The sequence below is a fragment of the Devosia sp. ZW T5_3 genome, from assembly GCF_044987315.1.
Taxonomy (GTDB): domain Bacteria; phylum Pseudomonadota; class Alphaproteobacteria; order Rhizobiales; family Devosiaceae; genus Devosia.
The window spans coordinates 1-16,447 of record NZ_JBJDRE010000023.1 but is presented as its reverse complement, the minus strand read 5'-3'; the positions used below and the strand labels follow the sequence as shown (position 1 = coordinate 16,447).

Genomic DNA, 16,447 nt, shown 5'->3' with positions numbered 1-16,447 from the left:
TCGTCAAATTTAATCTGCGTGAAACAGCGCCGAAATCCGCAACGAGGCTGAGCGGTGGTGCGCAGATCTTCATCTTTACCGGGGTGCGTTATGAGCGGGGGACAAATGCTGTGCCGAGCAAGCGGCTTGCCCCCTCGCGGCCAAAGCGTAAGCGTGGCTGACATTTTGGGAGTGGCACTGCGGGCCGCTGGTTCGATCGCGCTGGCGGGACTGTTGGTGGCTTGCACCGGTGGCGCACGGCCGGTTGGCGATTTCGGCCGGGCGGCGCCCAGCTTTACCCATGACACGGCCATGCCGGCGGTGGGCGGATGGCTGGCGCGGCAGCGCAAGGAACCCTATTCGGATTTCAACCAGACCGACCAGGAAGGGGAGATGCATAATCGCGTCTGGCGGTTCCTGATCGCGGCCCATGCCAAGGACTGGTTCTATGACACGGCGGTCGAGTGGCAGCGTACCCGCATCCTGCCCGAGGTGGACCGCAATTTCTCGGTGGACCGCTACTATAACTGGCTTCGGACTACCCAGTATGAATCCTCGCGGGTGCGCTACTCGACAGTGGGGCGGCATATCGCGGCCGATCTCGACACGGTGCCGGGCACGTTCAAATCGATCTGCGAAGTGGTCGAGGTGGATCGGCAGCGGGCAATCGCGCTGGCCAATCTGAGCGGGCTGGGACCGGCCGAAGCGCGCAATGTGGCCAATCGCAAGGCCGAGAACGACATTCACATCGCCTGGTTCGTGCGGGCGCTGAATTATCGCTACCAGTCCTACAATTATGCGTTGGACCATCTGCTGGTGGAAACGCCGCATGAGCAATCGCTGGCGGTGGACGAAGCGCTGCGGCGCATGTCGGGCTATGTCGACCGGGCAAACCGGCGCGATTTCTGCGGCGATGGCGGGGCGGGTATGCGGCGTAGTGATGTTGTCATACCGTCACGTTACGAGACCCAGGTGATCGACCGGGAAATCGTGCTGCCCAAATAGCGCGGCCTGCCAGATGGGACCTGCATGAACGAAGTGACACCAGCCCGTCAGGGCAATCCCGGCGAAGTTTTTTTGGCTTTTCTCAAGCTGGGGCTGACCTCGTTCGGTGGGCCGATTGCCCATCTCGGCTATTTTCGCGACGAACTGGTCACCCGCCGCCGCTGGATCGACGAGCAGGGCTATGGCGATCTCGTCGCCCTGTGCCAGTTCCTGCCGGGGCCGGCTTCGAGCCAGGTCGGCTTTGCGCTGGGGCTATGGCGTGGCGGACCGCTCGGTGCGCTGGCGGCCTGGACGGCTTTTACCCTGCCATCGGCGATCCTGTTGGTCTTGCTCGCTTTGGGGGCAGGGGCGCTGGATGGGCCGGTGGCGCAGGGCGTGCTGCATGGGCTCAAGATCGTAGCGGTTGCGGTGGTGGCACAGGCGGTTTGGGGCATGGCCCGGAGCCTGGCGCCGGACCGGCAACGGTCGGCCATCGCGGTGGGCGCTTTGGCTTTGACCATGTTGGCGGCGGGATCGATCGGTCAGGTGGCGGCGATTGGGCTTGGTGTCGTGGCCGGGCTAGTGTGGTGCCGGGGCGAATTGGCGGCGACGCATTCCACGGTTTCGTTTGGGATCAGCAAGCGGTTTGGCGCGGCGATGCTGGTGCTGTTTGGTGTGTTGCTGTTCGGGCTGCCGCTATTGGCCAATGTGGTGGGATCGCAGGGACTCAATCTGTTCGATGCCTTTTATCGGGCAGGATCGCTGGTATTTGGTGGCGGGCATGTGGTGTTGCCGCTGCTCGATGCCGAAGTGGTCGGCAAAGGCTGGGTGGCCAAGGATCAGTTTTTGGTGGGCTATGGGGCAGCGCAGGCTGTGCCGGGGCCGTTGTTTACATTCGCCGCGTTTTTGGGTGCGGTGAGTGGGCCGGTGCCCAATGGGGTGCTGGGGGCGGCGATTGCGCTGGTAGCGGTGTTTTTGCCGGGGTTTTTGCTGCTGGTTGGGGTGCTGCCATTCTGGGATGGGTTGCGGGCGCGGCCTCTGGCGCAGGCGGGGATGCGTGGGGCCAATGCGGCTGTGGTGGGGATTTTGGGAGCGGCGTTGTATGACCCGGTTTGGGTGAGCGCGATTGTTCGGCCGGTTGATCTGGTGCTGGTCGTGGCGGGGTTTGTGTTGTTGGTGGTGTGGAAAGTGCCGCCGTGGATGGTGGTGGTTGGGTTGGCGGTGGCCGGCGGGGTGATGGGGGCGGGTTAGCCACTGTGTCATCCCGGCGCAGGCCGGGACCCATCTTGAGATATCACAACGCGCCGCTAGATCGCCTGATGTTCAGCCATGCGGGTCACTCATGCACCTTGCGGCTGGGGTTGCATCTCGAGATGGGCCCCGGCCTGCGCCGGGGTGACATCGTGGATGGGGGGGTGCTTACCCTCGCTCCCCCGTTCTTAGGGCGCCACGGTCGGTTCCGTGCTCGGGTTCGCCGGGGTGCCGCGCGTGCCACACTGCACATCGGCGAGTGCCTGTTCGAAGCGGGCGCGCATGGCTTGGTGGGGCGGGGCGAGGCGGACGAGGACGAAGAGCCTGTCGCTGGTCGATTCAACCACGAGCAGGCCTTCGGCGATGTCGAGTTGTTGCTGGGCGAGCAGGCGCGTCTGGGCGGCGTTGAAAATGCCGAGTTCCAGGGTCTGGCCGATGCCGTCGCGATTGGTGGTGGAATAGGTGACGATGCCGGCCTGGTTGAAAATGGCGACCGACCAGAAGGCGTCGGGCATCATGCCGCTCATATAGGCGGGGCCCTGGCTGAGGTCGACCTGACACACGGCATAGGCTAGGTCCGGATCGAGCCCCAGCGGATTGGGCTGGCCGGGTTCGACCTTGGGCAGCACCAGCATGCGATTGGTCGCGCCCAGCGCTTCGATACGGGTCCAGACAGTTTCCTTGGCGAGGGCGGGCAGGGTCAGGATCACCAATATGTGGATGATGCCGCCCAATACGGCGCCAGCCAATAGCCAGAGCAGGGTACGGATCATGCGCAATCCTCCCGCTCGATGGAGGGCATATTATTGGTGCTGCCGTTGAGGCCGGAGAAGACCGTGGTGTCGTAAAGGGTCAGCACCAGGCTGAACGGGCCGGTGCCGGTGAGTTCGAGCCAATTGCCGGGCATGAGGCGGGTGCCGACATTGAGTGTTATGGCGCCATCATTGGCGCGGGCCAAACTATCCGAGCGGATGGCGGCCTGGCCATCGGGCGCAGCGATATTGATGCCGTCGCTATCCACGGCATAGAGCGTCCAGAAGGTGGCGAGGGGCGTCGTGCCCCCCAGATGATAGGTGCAATTGCGGATGAGCGGTTCGCCGGCGCTGTCGGCGCTGGCGGCGAACTGGATGCCTTCGCTGAGGCCCAATTGCAGCGACGCGGCGCGGGCCAGGTGGGCGCGTGTATAGGGATTGGGCTGACCTGATCCGACATCGGGCCAGGCGCTCCAGGGGCCAATTTGCGCGCCGCCGAACAGGCGTCCGTCATTGAGCGCATACCAGGACAGGCCAAAGCCGATGCCCAGGGCGACTGCAATCATCAGCAGGAGGTGAATGACGAAACGCAAGGGCGGTCAGCGGCTCGAGGGGGCGGGAATCGGCATTGCGGGGTGACCTCGACGCGGGGATTGGCTGGTATGGCTATAGCAACGGGGCCGGATGGGCGAAAGGCGCGATTGGTTTACAGCCCCGCGCTCGAGCCGGGTACGGCTGCCTGGTTGTTGATCGGTGTGGCGGCGCGGAGTTCGCCCCGGAACAGGCCGGCGAGGTCGAGCAGTTTGCGGGCGGCAGCAGGGGTGAGGGTTGGCGGGCGCTGGGCGACTTCGACCTGCTCCTCGGCCGGGTCGGCCGCGGCAACCACGGTCTGGGTGGGGACGAAATCGACGCCGAAGACCGGCTTGATGTCGATATTGGTGTGGGCATAGGCCATGAATTTCTGCCAGGCGATGGCGGGCAGGGTGCCCCCGGTCAGGGTCTTGGTGGGGTGGTAATCGTCATTGCCGAACCAGACGGCGGCGACGTAATTGCCGGTAAAGCCGCAGAACCAGGCATCGCGATAGGATGAGGTCGTGCCCGATTTGCCGACGACCGGCACGCCGGGCACATCGGCACGGCGGCCGGTGCCGCCGGTGACCACGCCGCGCAGCATGGAATTCATGCCGGCCACGGTGGTTTCGCTGAGCAGGCGTTCGCGCGGCGCATTGGGATCGGCCTCGAACACCAGTTCGCCATTGAGCGTCGCCATGCGGGTAATGCCATAGGCCGGGGTTTTGAGGCCGTCATTGGCCAGCACCGCATAAGACGAGGCCATGTCCAGCACCGACACCGAGGCGACGCCCAGCGCCAGCGAGCGGGTGACGGGGTAATCGGCGCGCAGGCCCATGCGGTGGCTGAGCGCGGCAATGGGATCGCGGCCGGTCTTGATCGACAGGGTCACGGCAACGGTGTTGAGCGATTGGGCCAGGGCGCTTTGCAGGGTCACGGTGCCCTTGTAATTGCGGCCGTAATTCTGCGGGCACCAATCGCCGATGCAGACCGGGCGGTCGGTGATGGTGTCGGTCGGCTTGAGGCCAAGCTGTTCCATGGCCTCGGCATAAACGAAGACCTTGAAGGCCGAGCCGGGCTGGCGGGTGGAGACGATGGCGCGGTTGAACTGGCTTTTGCCATAGTCCGTGCCGCCCACCATGGCGCGCACGGCCCCGCCGGTATCGGTGACCACCATGGCGGCCTGCGACACATCATATTGCTCGCCATTTTCGCGCACCGTGGAGGTGACGGCCTCCTCGGCATATTTCTGTAGCGTGGTGTCGATCGTGGTGCGGACCACGAAGTTATTGGAGGCGTGACGGGTGGTTTCGATGATCTTCTTGGATTCCTCGAACGCCCAATCGAGGAAGTAATTCGGCGAATTGGCGTCGGCGGTGCGATCGACCGGGGTGGCCGGATGGCGGCGGGCGGCGGTGACCTGGCCCTCGGTGAGGAAGCCGGCGGCGACCATGTTGGAGAGCACGAGATTGGCCCGGCCGCGGGCGGCGGCGAGGTCAACGTGCGGGGCATAGCGGGTGGGGGCCTTGAACAGGCCCGACAGCATGGCGGCTTCGGCGAGGTTAATGTCCTGCACCTTCTTGCCGAAATAGTAATCGGCGGCGGCCACGACGCCGAAATTGCCGCCGCCCATATAGGCGCGGTCAAAATAGAGTTTGAGGATTTCGTCCTTGGAATAATGCCATTCGAGCCAGACGGCGAGGAAGGCCTCGATGATCTTGCGCTCGATGGTACGCTCGGAGGAGAGGAAGAGGTTTTTGGCCAGCTGCTGGGTGATCGAGGAACCGCCCTGGGTGGAGGCGTCGCCTGAGGCATTGCTCATCAGGGCGCGCAAAGTGCCGACGACGTCGATGCCGAAATGATCGTAAAAGCGGCGGTCTTCGGTCGAAAGCGTGGCCTTGATCAGGTAATCGGGCATGTCCTTGAGGGCGACGGAATCGTCCGAGCGAATGCCGCGGCGGCCGATCTCGGTGCCGAAGCGATCGAGGAACACGACGGAATAGTTTTCGGCCTTGTTATACTCGCCGGAGGCGGTGGCATCGAAGGCGGGCAGGGCGAGCGCCGTCATCAGCACCGCGCCGATGGCGCCGAATGTGAAGGCGTCGGACAAAATTTCGACGAAGAAACGTTTGATACCGGTGACGCGGAACACCGACATGATGTCCTGGAACTTGGTCCAGCCCCGGCCCAGGCCCTGCCAGAAGTCGTATAGCGAGGAATCCAGCCACGCATCGGCCGCCAGCATGGACGACTTCCTGGGCCGCTTGTCTTTCGTGTAGAACGGATCCTGCACCGCTTGGTCCCCGGCTGCGCCTCCGGCGGACAATTGTCTGGCCAAAGCGCTGAATGCAACTCAATCGCTGGAATATGATTGCCAATAATGGCGTATAAGAGCGAACCGGCAACACCATGCCGCATGTCAGGTTAAGATGGCCTTTTGGGAAGAAAAAACACTCGAGCAGATGAGCGAAGCGGAATGGGAATCCCTCTGCGACGGCTGTGGGCGCTGCTGCCTGATCAAGCTCGAGGACGAAGACACCGGCATCCTGATCACCTCGGATGTGCGCTGCAAGCTGCTGGACGGGGATAGCTGCCATTGCACCGACTATCCGGGGCGACAGGCCAAGGTGCCCGATTGCATCAAGCTGACGCCGCAGAATGTCACCGAGATCAAATGGATTCCCACCACCTGCGCCTATCGCCGCATCGCCGAAGGCAAGGGCCTGGCTTGGTGGCACCCGCTGGTGTCGGGTGATCCGCAAACGGTGGTGGATGTGGGCGTGTCGGTGTCCGGGCGGACGTTCCTCGAAACCGAAGTCGAGCCCGATACCTGGGAAGAGCACGCGGTGGACTGGCCGGAATGGGAACCGCCGGAGCAGCTTTAGACTTTCGGTAATACTTGCTTAACCATAAGTATTAACCACCGATTAACCATGTTGTGTCCTGATCATTGCTGCTGTTGTAGGTGCCCGGGACAGGCGACGATATGACCGATGTGGTGATTGCCAAGGATAGCGCGGAGCATTTCTGGGGCCGGGTGCGGACTGCGCTGGGCGCGTTGCGACCGGTGCGGCAGGAGCGGGGGCCGGCTTATGGGCAGGCAGCGATTGCCCGGCAGATCGGCATGAAGCCCAAGCTGGGCGCGCGCATCGAAGAGGAATTGACCAGGGCCTGGGAGGGTTCGGCCGAGGCCGGGGTGTCGATGAGCCTGCTGGTGATCGAGATCGACCGCTATCGCGAATATTTCGGGTGCTATGGCAAGGGCGCGACCGATGATTGCGTGATGACGGTGATGCAGACCATTGCCGATGCACTGCCGCATGATGATGACACCTGCCTGCGCATGGGGCGTGCGACGTTCGTCGTGGCGCTGCCGGATATGCCGGCGCTGATGGCGCGCACGCTGGCGCAGAAGATCAGCAAGGCTATTCGCGGGCAGGGGCTGGCGCATAAGGAAAGTCATGCTGGAACGGTGACGGTCAGCGTCGGGCTGGCGGTGACCAATCCGCAGGGCGCGTTCGACCGGACATTCTTCGAGGCTGGTGCACAGGCGCTGAAAAAGGCGCAGCGCAAGGGCATGGGGCGGCTGGAAGTGGTGGATTTGCGGCCGGCGCAGGAGCAGCGTCGCAAGGCTGCTTGATTGGGTTCACCCGCCTAATTCCAAAAATCGTGAACGTGGATGACCTTCAGCAAGGATTCCGGCCTGCGCCGGAATGACCCCGTGCGTGGGCGGCTTCTGCTCGTTCCGAGGTTGCGTCGTTGGCTTTGAGCCATTATGAGGGCCGTCCCTCGCGCCGCTGGGCGCAGTCTCCCATGATGGATGGCTCCCATGACCCTTGCTTGCGGCCTCGACTTTGGCACGTCCAATTCGACCATGGGTTTTGTCGGCGCTGATGGCGTGCCGCGCCTGCTGCCGCTCGAAGATGGCAGGCAGACCATGCCCAGCGTGCTGTTCTTCAGCTTCGAGGACAACCTGGTGCATTTCGGGCGCCAGGCGGTGGCTGAATATGTGACCGGGGGCGAGGGGCGGCTGATGCGCTCGCTCAAAAGCGTGCTGGGCACCTCGCTGATCGGGGACACCACGCGGGTCAAGGGGCGGCGCTATGACTTCATCGAAATTCTGGGCATTTTCATCGCCGAGTTGAAGCGGCGGGCCGAGACGGACCTGCTTGGACCGGTGGAAAATGTGGTCGTGGGGCGGCCGGTGCATTTCGTGGATGACGATATGGAGGCTGACCGGGCGGCGGAGGCCCAGCTTGAGGACGCCGTGCGCAAGCAGGGCTTCCAGAATATCGATTTTCAATATGAGCCGATTGCCGCCGCGCTCGATTACGAGCGGCAGGTGACGGCGGAGCGGCTGGCGCTGATCGTCGATCTTGGCGGCGGCACGTCGGACTTTTCGGTGGTGCGGGTCTCGCCGGAACGGGCGCGGTCGGTGGAGCGGGCCCGCGATATTCTGTCGACGGCGGGCGTGCATGTGGGGGGCACGGACTTTGACCGGCTGCTGTCCATGGCCAAGGTGATGCCGCAATTGGGGCTTGGCAGCGAGACCAAGGACGGCAAGCGCTACCTGCCGGTGGCGCCCTATTATGACCTCTCGACCTGGCACCGCATCAACCGGCTCTACACCGCGCAGACGCTGCGCGACTTGCGGGGCACCATGCGCGAGGCGCAGGAGGCCGAGCGGGTCGAGACCATGATCGAGCTGATCGAGGACCGACTGGGCCATCGGCTGGTAGGGGCGGTCGAGGCGGCCAAGATTGAGCTGTCGGACGCGGCGGAAACCGCGTTCCAGTTTACCGTGCGCGAGCGGCAAGTGGAAACCATCATGACGATCAATGATTTGACGCAGGCATTGGAGCATTCGGTGGCGCGCATTGAAGCGACCATTGCCGAGACCTTGCGGCGGGCCGGGGTGAGTGCGGGCGAGATCGACAGCCTGATCCTGACAGGCGGCTCGACCCAGGTGCCCGCCATTGCCAATCGGCTGCGAGCGCTGTTTCCCACGTCCGAATTGGTGCGCACCGACGTGCTGGGCAGCGTGGGGCTGGGGCTGGCGCTGGATGCGGCCCGCAAATTCGGACCTGCGCTTCCGGCATAGTTCCCATGCGGGAATGACAGGCGGCGGCCACACCTTCGCCATGCGATGAATGAAAACTGAATGAGCAGTTTGCGGCCAGTTCAGCTCCGCTCTGGCATGTGGTCGACCAACACTTCATTCCATCGCCCTGCGGACCCCTGTGGCCCGAGGCATGAACATATGTCGAGGAACAATCATGACCTTGTTCAAGACCATCGCTGCCCTGGCCATCGGACTTGCCGCACCCGCCGCTGCACAGGACCTCTCGCCGGTCGGCACCTGGCAGACCACGACCGGGGAATCGCGCTTCGTCGTCAGCTATTGCGGGGACGGCACCCAGATCTGCGCCAAGCTGACCTGGCTGCGCCGCGACGCGCGCAAGCCGGAGAACGTCGCCATGCTCAATAAGCTGGTGGTCAATGGCGCCCGACCCGCCGGCGAAAACCAATGGCGCGGCACGGTGAAATATGACGGCCAGACGGTGGACGGCTCGGTCACGCTGGTCGACGAGGACAGCATGCAATTGTCCGGCTGCATGCTGATCGCCTGCAAGAATGTGGATTTCGTTCGGCGGTAGAATTGGTGGGTTTGCTGGGGGATTTGGGCCTCGTTCCGGTTGGAGCGGGGCTTTTTGTTTGGGTGCTTTGGAAGGGAGCCGCGATCCGGTTCCCTCCCCTTGTGGGGAGGGCTAGGGTGGGGGTGCGGGCTCCACGAACTCTATGTCGGCGGAGAGATCGGAACCCCCACCCTCAATCCCTCCCCACAAGGGGGAGGGAGGCAGATCGGGGCTCTGACCTAGCCCCAACCACAATGTCATTCCCGCGAAAGCGGGAACCTCTGTTTTCTTCCTTGGTGCGGCAAACGGAGGTTCCCGCTTTCGCGGGAATGACACTGTGGGGGAAGCACATTGTGCGTAGTGAAGAGCCCCACTTATCCAACTTATCCCCGCGTCACGCTGGTCAGCTATAGTTCAGGCATGGTCGGAAAAGTGGGTCAGGCGGAGAGGCCGGCCCGGCAGCGGGGCAGCGAGATGAATGACGCGAGCTCGGATGGCGCGGCGCCGAACTGGGCGGCCATTCGCGAAGAATATGAAGGGCGCAAGTTTGTGCCGGCGACGATCTGCAAGCGCTACGGCATTACGCCGGCGCAGTTGCGGCATCGGCGGGAGGCGGAGGGCTGGATCAGTGCCCGGGCACGCATGGTGCGCCGGGAAGGGCTGATCGCCTTGATGATGAAGGTTTTGGATAAGCAGGTAAGGCGACTGGAGATGGCGGTGAACGAACCGATCGAAAAACAGGCCAATGTGCTCGGCATGTCGGTCAAGACGCTGGACAAGCTGATCGAGCTTGGCGCAGCGCAGCCCAATGTGGAGCCGGCGACCAAGAAGGACATGACCGACCTGCGCGACAAATTGGCCAAGCGCATTGACCAGTTCAAGAACCGCTGAGACGCTGGCCGAAGTTGCCGCCAAATCCGACGATGAGGTGGAGCAACACTATTACGAGTGGGACTATTGGGCGCTGGACAAGCAGCGCCCGCCGGACGGGGACTGGACCACCTGGCTGCTGCTCGGCGGGCGTGGCTCGGGCAAAACCCGTGCTGGCGCCGAATGGGTGCGGAGCCTGGCGGCCCGCAAGATCGGGCCGATTGCCCTGGTGGCCGAAACCATGACCGAGGCTATTTCCATCATGGTGCGGGGCGAGAGCGGCATTCTCAATGTGCACTCGGACAAGGAGCGCCCGGTGCTCAAGGGGCAGCGGCTGATCTGGCCCAATGGGGTGGAGGCGAGCATTCTTTCGGCGTCCGACCCCGACCGGTTTCGCGGGCCGCAATTCGCGGCGGCCTGGTGTGATGAAATTGCCAAATGGCCACGGGCGGAAGAGGCCTGGGACATGCTGCAATTCGGCCTGCGGCTGGGTGACCGGCCGCAGCAATTGGCCACGACGACGCCCAAGCCGACGCGGCTGCTCAAGCGGCTGCTGGGCGACCCGGAAACCCTGGTGAGCCGCATGGCGACGGCCGAGAACCGGGCGCAATTGGCGCCGCAATTTCTCGACGCCATTGTCGGGCGCTATCGCGGCTCGGTATTGGGGCGGCAGGAGCTGGACGGGGAACTGATCGAGGACCTGCCCGATGCGTTGTGGCAGCGGCACATGTTTGCGCCGGTGAGCGGCGTGGTGCCGGAACGCATTGTGGTGGCGGTCGATCCGCCAGTGACCGGGACGGCCAAGTCCGACGCGTGCGGGATTATCGTGGCGGGCCGGGTGGGCCAGGGTGCGGTGATATTGGAGGATCGTACGCTAAAACCGGCGGCCCCCTTAGCCTGGGCGCGGCGGGCGGTGGAGGCGTTTCATGCCCATAAGGCCGATGCCATCGTGGTCGAGGTCAATCAGGGCGGGGACCTGGTCCAATCGGTAATCGAGCAGATTGACGTCAATGTGCCGGTGCGTGCGGTGCGGGCCACGCGGAGCAAATGGCTGCGGGCGGAGCCGGTCGCCGCGCTTTATGGGCGTGGGCTGGTGCGGCATGTGGCGGGGCTGACGGCGCTGGAAGACGAAATGTGCGGCTTCGGCGCGGACGGCAAAAGCGGCGGGCATTCGCCGGACCGGGTGGATGCGCTGGTCTGGGCGGTGACGGAATTGCTGCTGGAGGATGCAAGGCCGCGGGTGCGGGGGACTTAGCCTTCGGCCTGACCTTAAGAATAGGCAACGGAGGTTCCCGCCTGCGCGGGAATGACCCGGTGGGTGGAGCCGGGCGCTCTCGCTCCGTTACGGAAAGGATCAAAAACATGCCGAACTGGATCAGCCGCCTGATGGGCGGCGGCGCAAACGCGCCTGTAGAAACCAAGAATTTTGCCGGGCATACGCTGATGAGCCTGAGTTCCCTGGGGCCGGCCAATTGGAGCCAGCGGGGATTTGCAAGCCTAGTCAATCAGGGATTTGCGCGCAATCCGGTGGTCTATCGCTGTGTGCGGTTGATTGCCGAGGCGGCCAATCGGGTGCCGCTGGTGGTGAGCGAGGATGGCAAAAAGCTCGACGAGCATCCGCTGGTGGAACTGCTGAAGCGCCCCAATGGGCGGCAATCGGGCGGGGAGATGCTGGAGGCGGTCTATGCCTACCTGCAGACGGCGGGGAATGCGTATCTCCAGGCGGGGATTGTCGAGGGGCAGGTGCGTGGGCTGTTTTGCCTGCGGCCTGACCGGATGAAGGTGGTGGCCGGGGCCGATGGCTGGCCGGTGGCTTATGATTATACGGCCGGTGGGCGGACCATGCGGCTGCGGCAGGACAGCGAGCCGCTGCCCAACGTGCTGCATATGGCGCTGTTTCATCCCATGGACGACCATTACGGCATGGCGCCGCTCGAGGCAGCGCAGACCAGCCTCGATATCCACAATGCGGCTGGGCAGTGGAACAAGGCGCTGCTCGACAATGCGGCGCGGCCGTCTGGCGCGCTGGTCTATTCGGCGGGCGGCGGCAATTTGACCGAGGAGCAGTTCGAGCGGCTCAAGAGCGAGCTGGAACAGGGCTTTGCCGGCGCGGCCAATGCCGGGCGGCCCATGGTGCTGGAAGGCGGGCTCGATTGGAAAACCATCGCGCTGACACCGCGCGACATGGATTTCATCGAGGCCAAACACGCCGCGGCGCGCGATATCGCGCTGGCCTTCGGCGTGCCGCCCATGCTGCTCGGCATTCCGGGCGACAATACTTACGCGAACCTGGCCGAAGCCAACCGCGCGCTGTGGCGACAAACCCTGGTACCGCTGGTGGTGCGGGTGGCTGAGGAATTGAGCAATTGGCTCTCGCCGGCGTTCGGTGGGGCGGTGGTGCTGCCCGACTTCGATGGCGTGGAGGCACTGGCCGAAGACCGCGCGGCCCTGTGGGAACGCGTGGGGAGTGCGCCGTTTCTCAGCGACGCGGAGAAGCGGGCGATGGTGGGGCTTTAGGCCTCTTCCTTCTCCCCTTGAGGGAGAAGGTGCCCGAAGGGACACCGAATTCGCGAAGGCGAATTTCGGTTGGGATGAGGGGTTGCTTCCGTAGGCATTCAAGCATGGGCGGACGCAGAACCCCTCACCGCTGAACGCGGAAAAGATGTCCCTCTCCCTCAAGGGGCGAGGGGAAGAAAGGAGCAAGAACATGGACGAGCTTACGCGCACCGTCATTGAGCGGGGGGATTTGGCGCATTTGGCGCTGTTTTTGTGGGCGAGCAGTTCGACGGCGTTACTGGTGTGGAGCCTGCGGGAAATGGCGAAGGTGAATCAGCACTTCAACGACTTCGTGCAGGAGATAGCGAGCTTGAATCGACTGTTCAGGAAGGATGACTAAATCTATGGTCAATAAGCAAAATCGCGAAAATGCCCAGCAGACCTTCCGGCAATTTGCCTGGAACCTGGCGGGCACGTTGGCCGGCCCCAAGGCGGGCGACAAGAGCGCGGGCAAACCTTCGGGCAAGCGCTGATGGCAGCCATTCGCATCGATGGCGAGGGGCGATTTTCCGGCTATGCGAGCGTGTTTGGCCGGGTGGATGCCGGGGGCGATATCGTCATGCCGGGGGCTTTTGCCAACAGTCTGGCGCAGCGGCGCGATCGGATCCGGATGCTGTTCCAGCACGATCCCAAGGAGCCGGTGGGCATCTGGGAGGCGCTGCACGAAGACGGCCATGGGCTGTTCGCTGCCGGACGGCTGGTGCCGGGGGTGGAGCGGGCCGATGCGCTGAAGCGCCTGATCGAGGGCGGGGCGCTGGACGGACTCTCCATCGGCTTTCGCACCGTCAAGGCCACGCGCGAAGCCGGCAAGCGCAAGCTGTGGGCGATCGATCTGTTCGAAATCTCGATCGTGACTTTTCCCATGATGGAGGACGCGCGGATTGCGCCCTCATCCCTTTCGACCGGCGCCGCAATCGCGGCGGCGACGCAAACTATCCGCAACCGATAAGGACATTTGCATGACCAACAGCAACGACGGCCTTGAAACCAAGGCCGGCGCGGGGAGCGATATTGGCGCTCTCTTCGCCGAATTCTCGCATGCCTTCGAGGAATTCAAGGCGACCAACAACCAGCGTCTGGGGGAGCTCGAAAAACGCGGCTCGGCCGATGGCTTGCTGGAGGGCAAGCTGGATCGGCTGAACGCGGTGCTCGATGGGCAGAAGGCGGCGATGGATCGTGCGCTGATCGATCGCGCCCGCCCGCTGCTTGATGGCAAGGCCGCTGTGGCCGAGGGCGAATATAAGGAGGCGTTTTCCTCCTATGTGAAGCGCGGCGAGGAGAAGGCGCTGTCCATCGGCGTCGGTGCCGATGGCGGCTATGTGGTACCGGGCGAGACGGAAAACGAGATCACGCGGCTGATGACGGTTTTGTCGCCCATTCGCGCTATTGCCGGGGTGCGACAGGTGTCGAGCGCGGTCTATAAGCGGCCGATTTCGGTGACCGGCCCGGCAGTGGGCTGGGTGGGTGAAACGGCGGCGCGCCCGGTGACCAATTCGCAGACGCTGGCAGAACTGAGCTATCCGACTATGGAGCTCTATGCCATGCCGGCGGCGACCTCGGCCTTTCTCGACGATGCGGCGGTGGATGTCGGCCAGTGGATTGCCGAGGAGGTGAATGCGGCCTTTGCGGCGCAGGAAACCACGGCCTTTGTGAGCGGCGATGGCGTCAACAAGCCCAAGGGATTTTTGACGGCGACCAATGTGGCCGAGGCCAGCTGGAGCTGGGGCAATCTTGGCTATGTGGCAACGGGGGCGGCGGGCACGCTGCCGGCCACCAATGCCAGCGATGTGCTGATCGACCTGGTCTATGCCCTCAAGGCCGGCTACCGCCAGAATGCATCCTGGGTGATGAACCGCAAGGTGCAGGGCGCGTTGCGCAAGCTCAAGGATGCCGATGGCAATTACCTGTGGCAGCCCGCGGCAACGGCCGATGGCAAGGCACGGTTCATGGGGTTTGACCTGGTCGAGGCCGAGGACATGCCGAACATGGCGGCAGGCTCGCTGTCGGTGGCGTTCGGCGATTTCCGGCGTGGGTATCTGGTGGTGGATCGTCAGGGGGTGAGCGTGTTGCGCGATCCGTTTAGCTCCAAGCCCTATGTGCTGTTTTATACGACGAAAAGGGTCGGTGGCGGGATCTCTGACTACGATGCGATCAAGCTGCTGAAGTTTGCCGCCTCGTAAAGTCCGTGATCCTGGCCAGCTAGAGCGAAGGCCCTGTGCTCCGGTGCTCACGTACTTAATGTACGCTCCGCTCCGGTGCTCGGGCCTTCGCTCCATCTGACTCAGGCTGACGGACTTCCCTTCGGGGCGCGGTGCCCACCTAACGCGTCATCCAAGCGGACTCCGCGCACCAAAACCAAAAGGCAAAAAACATGATTTCCTATCTTCTCGCGGGGCCCGCGGAGGAGCCGGTTTCGCTTGTCGAGACCAAGGGGTTTCTCAAGGTCGATGACATTGCCGACGACGCGCTGATTACGACGCTGATTGGGGCGGCGCGAATGCATGTGGAGGGAGTGACGGGGCGGGCGCTGCTGGCACAGAGCTGGCGGGTGGTGCTCGATGCCTGGCCGGAGAGCCGGGTCGTCAAGCTGCCGGTGAGCCCGTTTATTGCGGTGACGGAAATCAACGCGGTGGATGGAGCGGGGGCGCTGCATGCCATTCCGCTGGCGCAGTTCTTGGGGGAGCCGGACCGGTTGTTGCTGCCGCGCTCGGTGGCGGGCATGCCGCTGCTGCGGGAGCGGCAGGGGATCGAGATCGATTATGTCGCCGGGTTCGGGACTGAGCCCAGCGATGTGCCGGCCGATATCCGGCAGGCGCTGCTGGTGCTGGTCGGATATTGGTTCGAGCATCGTGACGCGGTGATCGTGGCGGGTTCGGGAGCCGTTGTGCCGTCCGGGTTTGACCGGCTGGTGGCCGGGCACAAGCGGGTGCGGCTATGAACGAGCGGGTGCCGCCGATCGGCACACTGACCGATCGGGTGCAGTTGCGCCGGCGCGAGATGGTGGTCGAGGATGATGCGGGGCATGGCGTGCTTTATGTGCCGCTGGCCAGCACTTGGGCGCGAGTGCGCAGCCTTTCGGGGCGGCAGGATACGAGCGCCGATGGGCGCGGGGTGGCGATTTCCCATGTCGTGGTGCTGCGGTTTCGCAGCGATATCGGGCCGGGTGATCGGATCGTTTATCGCGGGCGAAATCTGGATGTGGTGGGGGCAGCTGACCTCAATGGGCGGCGGGCTTATCTGAGCTGCACCTGCAGCGAAATCAGTTTTACGGGGTAGGCCATGCATCCGATTGTGGCGCTGCAGGGCGCTTTGGTGAGCGCGCTGGGGAGCGATGCTGAACTGGTCGCGATCATCGGGGCCAATGGCGTGTTCGATGCACCGCCCAAGGGGCGTGCGGCGCCCTATGTGGTGATTGCCCGCCATGATGTGGTGCAGCGCGATGGGGATATTGCGCCGGGGCAGGAGCATCTGGTGCTGGTGCATTGCTGGGGCGATCAGCCCAGCCGCAGACGGGCGCTGGCCATTGCCGAGCGTGTGGTGGCTTTGGCGGGCGGAGTGAGCGCTGCCGGGCTGGTGGTGAGCCATGCCGGGCATGTGCGGACCGATACGATGATCGACCGGGACACAGGGCTGGCGCGGGCGGCGGTGACGCTGCGGTTTTTCAGTGAGGCTGCCGCCTAGCCCTATCAATTCTTGAAAGGACCAAAACATGGCCGCTCAGAGCGGGAAGAATATGTTGCTCAAGCTCGACCAGACGGGGGCGGGGAGCTTTTTGACGGTGGCGGGGCTGCGCACGCGGGCGCTGTCGTTCAATGCCTCGACGGTGGATACGACCGATCAGGAAAGCGC

20 protein-coding genes are annotated in these 16,447 nt (G+C 63.9%); 17 read left to right on the top strand and 3 right to left on the bottom strand.

Annotated elements, in window-relative coordinates; all coding sequences use genetic code 11:
- The first annotated feature begins 153 nt into the window (after positions 1 to 153).
- Both ACI3KW_RS21450 and chrA read left to right on the top strand, forming a co-directional pair.
- The gene (locus tag ACI3KW_RS21450) at positions 154 to 984 is read left to right on the top strand and encodes a hypothetical protein (RefSeq protein ID WP_404849773.1); all 831 of its coding nucleotides are present in this window, start codon (positions 154 to 156) and stop codon (positions 982 to 984) included.
- A 24-nt stretch (positions 985 to 1,008) separates the two neighbouring features.
- Positions 1,009 to 2,214 carry a chromate efflux transporter gene (gene chrA, locus ACI3KW_RS21445; protein WP_404849772.1) on the top strand — a complete coding sequence of 402 codons (1,206 nt, stop codon included), beginning with the start codon at positions 1,009 to 1,011 and terminating at the stop codon, positions 2,212 to 2,214.
- Positions 2,215 to 2,402: 188 nt separating this feature from the next.
- Here the strand turns inward: chrA and ACI3KW_RS21440 are convergent, their stop codons facing one another.
- From ACI3KW_RS21440 to ACI3KW_RS21430, 3 genes are all read right to left on the bottom strand, one after another.
- A complete protein-coding gene (locus tag ACI3KW_RS21440; protein WP_404849771.1) occupies positions 2,403 to 2,987 on the bottom strand; it encodes a hypothetical protein in 585 nt (194 codons plus the stop codon).
- Positions 2,984 to 3,559: a DUF1214 domain-containing protein gene (locus ACI3KW_RS21435; RefSeq protein ID WP_404849770.1), complete on the bottom strand. Its 576-nt coding sequence runs from the start codon at positions 3,557 to 3,559 to the stop codon at positions 2,984 to 2,986. The genes ACI3KW_RS21440 and ACI3KW_RS21435 overlap by 4 nt, the downstream gene beginning before the upstream one ends.
- A gap of 113 nt (positions 3,560 to 3,672) precedes the next feature.
- A complete protein-coding gene (locus ACI3KW_RS21430) occupies positions 3,673 to 5,781 on the bottom strand; it encodes a transglycosylase domain-containing protein (RefSeq protein ID WP_262168922.1) in 2,109 nt (702 codons plus the stop codon).
- Positions 5,782 to 5,965: 184 nt separating this feature from the next.
- On the opposite strand from ACI3KW_RS21430, the gene ACI3KW_RS21425 reads away from it, so the two are divergent.
- The 15 genes from ACI3KW_RS21425 to ACI3KW_RS21355 all read left to right on the top strand — a co-directional run.
- Positions 5,966 to 6,421 carry a YcgN family cysteine cluster protein gene (locus ACI3KW_RS21425; RefSeq protein WP_113122687.1) on the top strand — a complete coding sequence of 152 codons (456 nt, stop codon included), beginning with the start codon at positions 5,966 to 5,968 and terminating at the stop codon, positions 6,419 to 6,421.
- A 101-nt stretch (positions 6,422 to 6,522) separates the two neighbouring features.
- A complete protein-coding gene (locus tag ACI3KW_RS21420; protein ID WP_404849769.1) occupies positions 6,523 to 7,176 on the top strand; it encodes a diguanylate cyclase domain-containing protein in 654 nt (217 codons plus the stop codon).
- Between the two features lie 189 nt (positions 7,177 to 7,365).
- Positions 7,366 to 8,637 (top strand): Hsp70 family protein, encoded by a 1,272-nt coding sequence (locus ACI3KW_RS21415; protein ID WP_404849768.1) that lies wholly within the window; start codon positions 7,366 to 7,368, stop codon positions 8,635 to 8,637.
- Positions 8,638 to 8,812: 175 nt separating this feature from the next.
- Positions 8,813 to 9,193: a DUF2147 domain-containing protein gene (locus ACI3KW_RS21410; RefSeq protein WP_404849767.1), complete on the top strand. Its 381-nt coding sequence runs from the start codon at positions 8,813 to 8,815 to the stop codon at positions 9,191 to 9,193.
- A gap of 453 nt (positions 9,194 to 9,646) precedes the next feature.
- Positions 9,647 to 10,063: a hypothetical protein gene (locus ACI3KW_RS21405; protein ID WP_404849766.1), complete on the top strand. Its 417-nt coding sequence runs from the start codon at positions 9,647 to 9,649 to the stop codon at positions 10,061 to 10,063.
- Positions 10,041 to 11,297 carry a DNA-packaging protein gene (locus tag ACI3KW_RS21400; RefSeq protein ID WP_404849765.1) on the top strand — a complete coding sequence of 419 codons (1,257 nt, stop codon included), beginning with the start codon at positions 10,041 to 10,043 and terminating at the stop codon, positions 11,295 to 11,297. Before ACI3KW_RS21405 ends, ACI3KW_RS21400 begins: the two co-directional genes overlap by 23 nt.
- A 107-nt stretch (positions 11,298 to 11,404) precedes the next feature.
- Entirely contained in the window at positions 11,405 to 12,559 is a 1,155-nt protein-coding gene (locus tag ACI3KW_RS21395) for a phage portal protein (protein WP_404849764.1), read from the top strand.
- Positions 12,560 to 12,749: 190 nt separating this feature from the next.
- Positions 12,750 to 12,938, top strand: coding sequence for a hypothetical protein (locus ACI3KW_RS21390; RefSeq protein WP_113122999.1), 189 nt, complete (start codon positions 12,750 to 12,752; stop codon positions 12,936 to 12,938).
- 4 nt (positions 12,939 to 12,942) lie between these two features.
- The gene (locus ACI3KW_RS21385; RefSeq protein ID WP_404849763.1) at positions 12,943 to 13,071 is read left to right on the top strand and encodes a hypothetical protein; all 129 of its coding nucleotides are present in this window, start codon (positions 12,943 to 12,945) and stop codon (positions 13,069 to 13,071) included.
- Positions 13,071 to 13,547: an HK97 family phage prohead protease gene (locus ACI3KW_RS21380; RefSeq protein ID WP_404849762.1), complete on the top strand. Its 477-nt coding sequence runs from the start codon at positions 13,071 to 13,073 to the stop codon at positions 13,545 to 13,547. The genes ACI3KW_RS21385 and ACI3KW_RS21380 overlap by 1 nt, the downstream gene beginning before the upstream one ends.
- A gap of 10 nt (positions 13,548 to 13,557) precedes the next feature.
- Entirely contained in the window at positions 13,558 to 14,778 is a 1,221-nt protein-coding gene (locus ACI3KW_RS21375; RefSeq protein ID WP_404849761.1) for a phage major capsid protein, read from the top strand.
- Between the two features lie 191 nt (positions 14,779 to 14,969).
- Entirely contained in the window at positions 14,970 to 15,536 is a 567-nt protein-coding gene (locus ACI3KW_RS21370) for a hypothetical protein (protein WP_404849760.1), read from the top strand.
- Entirely contained in the window at positions 15,533 to 15,874 is a 342-nt protein-coding gene (locus ACI3KW_RS21365; RefSeq protein WP_404849759.1) for a phage head closure protein, read from the top strand. Before ACI3KW_RS21370 ends, ACI3KW_RS21365 begins: the two co-directional genes overlap by 4 nt.
- 3 nt (positions 15,875 to 15,877) lie before the next feature.
- Positions 15,878 to 16,279: a DUF3168 domain-containing protein gene (locus ACI3KW_RS21360; RefSeq protein WP_404849758.1), complete on the top strand. Its 402-nt coding sequence runs from the start codon at positions 15,878 to 15,880 to the stop codon at positions 16,277 to 16,279.
- Positions 16,280 to 16,307: 28 nt separating this feature from the next.
- A partial coding sequence (locus ACI3KW_RS21355) for a phage tail tube protein (RefSeq protein ID WP_404849809.1) occupies positions 16,308 to 16,447 on the top strand: 140 nt, incomplete at its 3' end.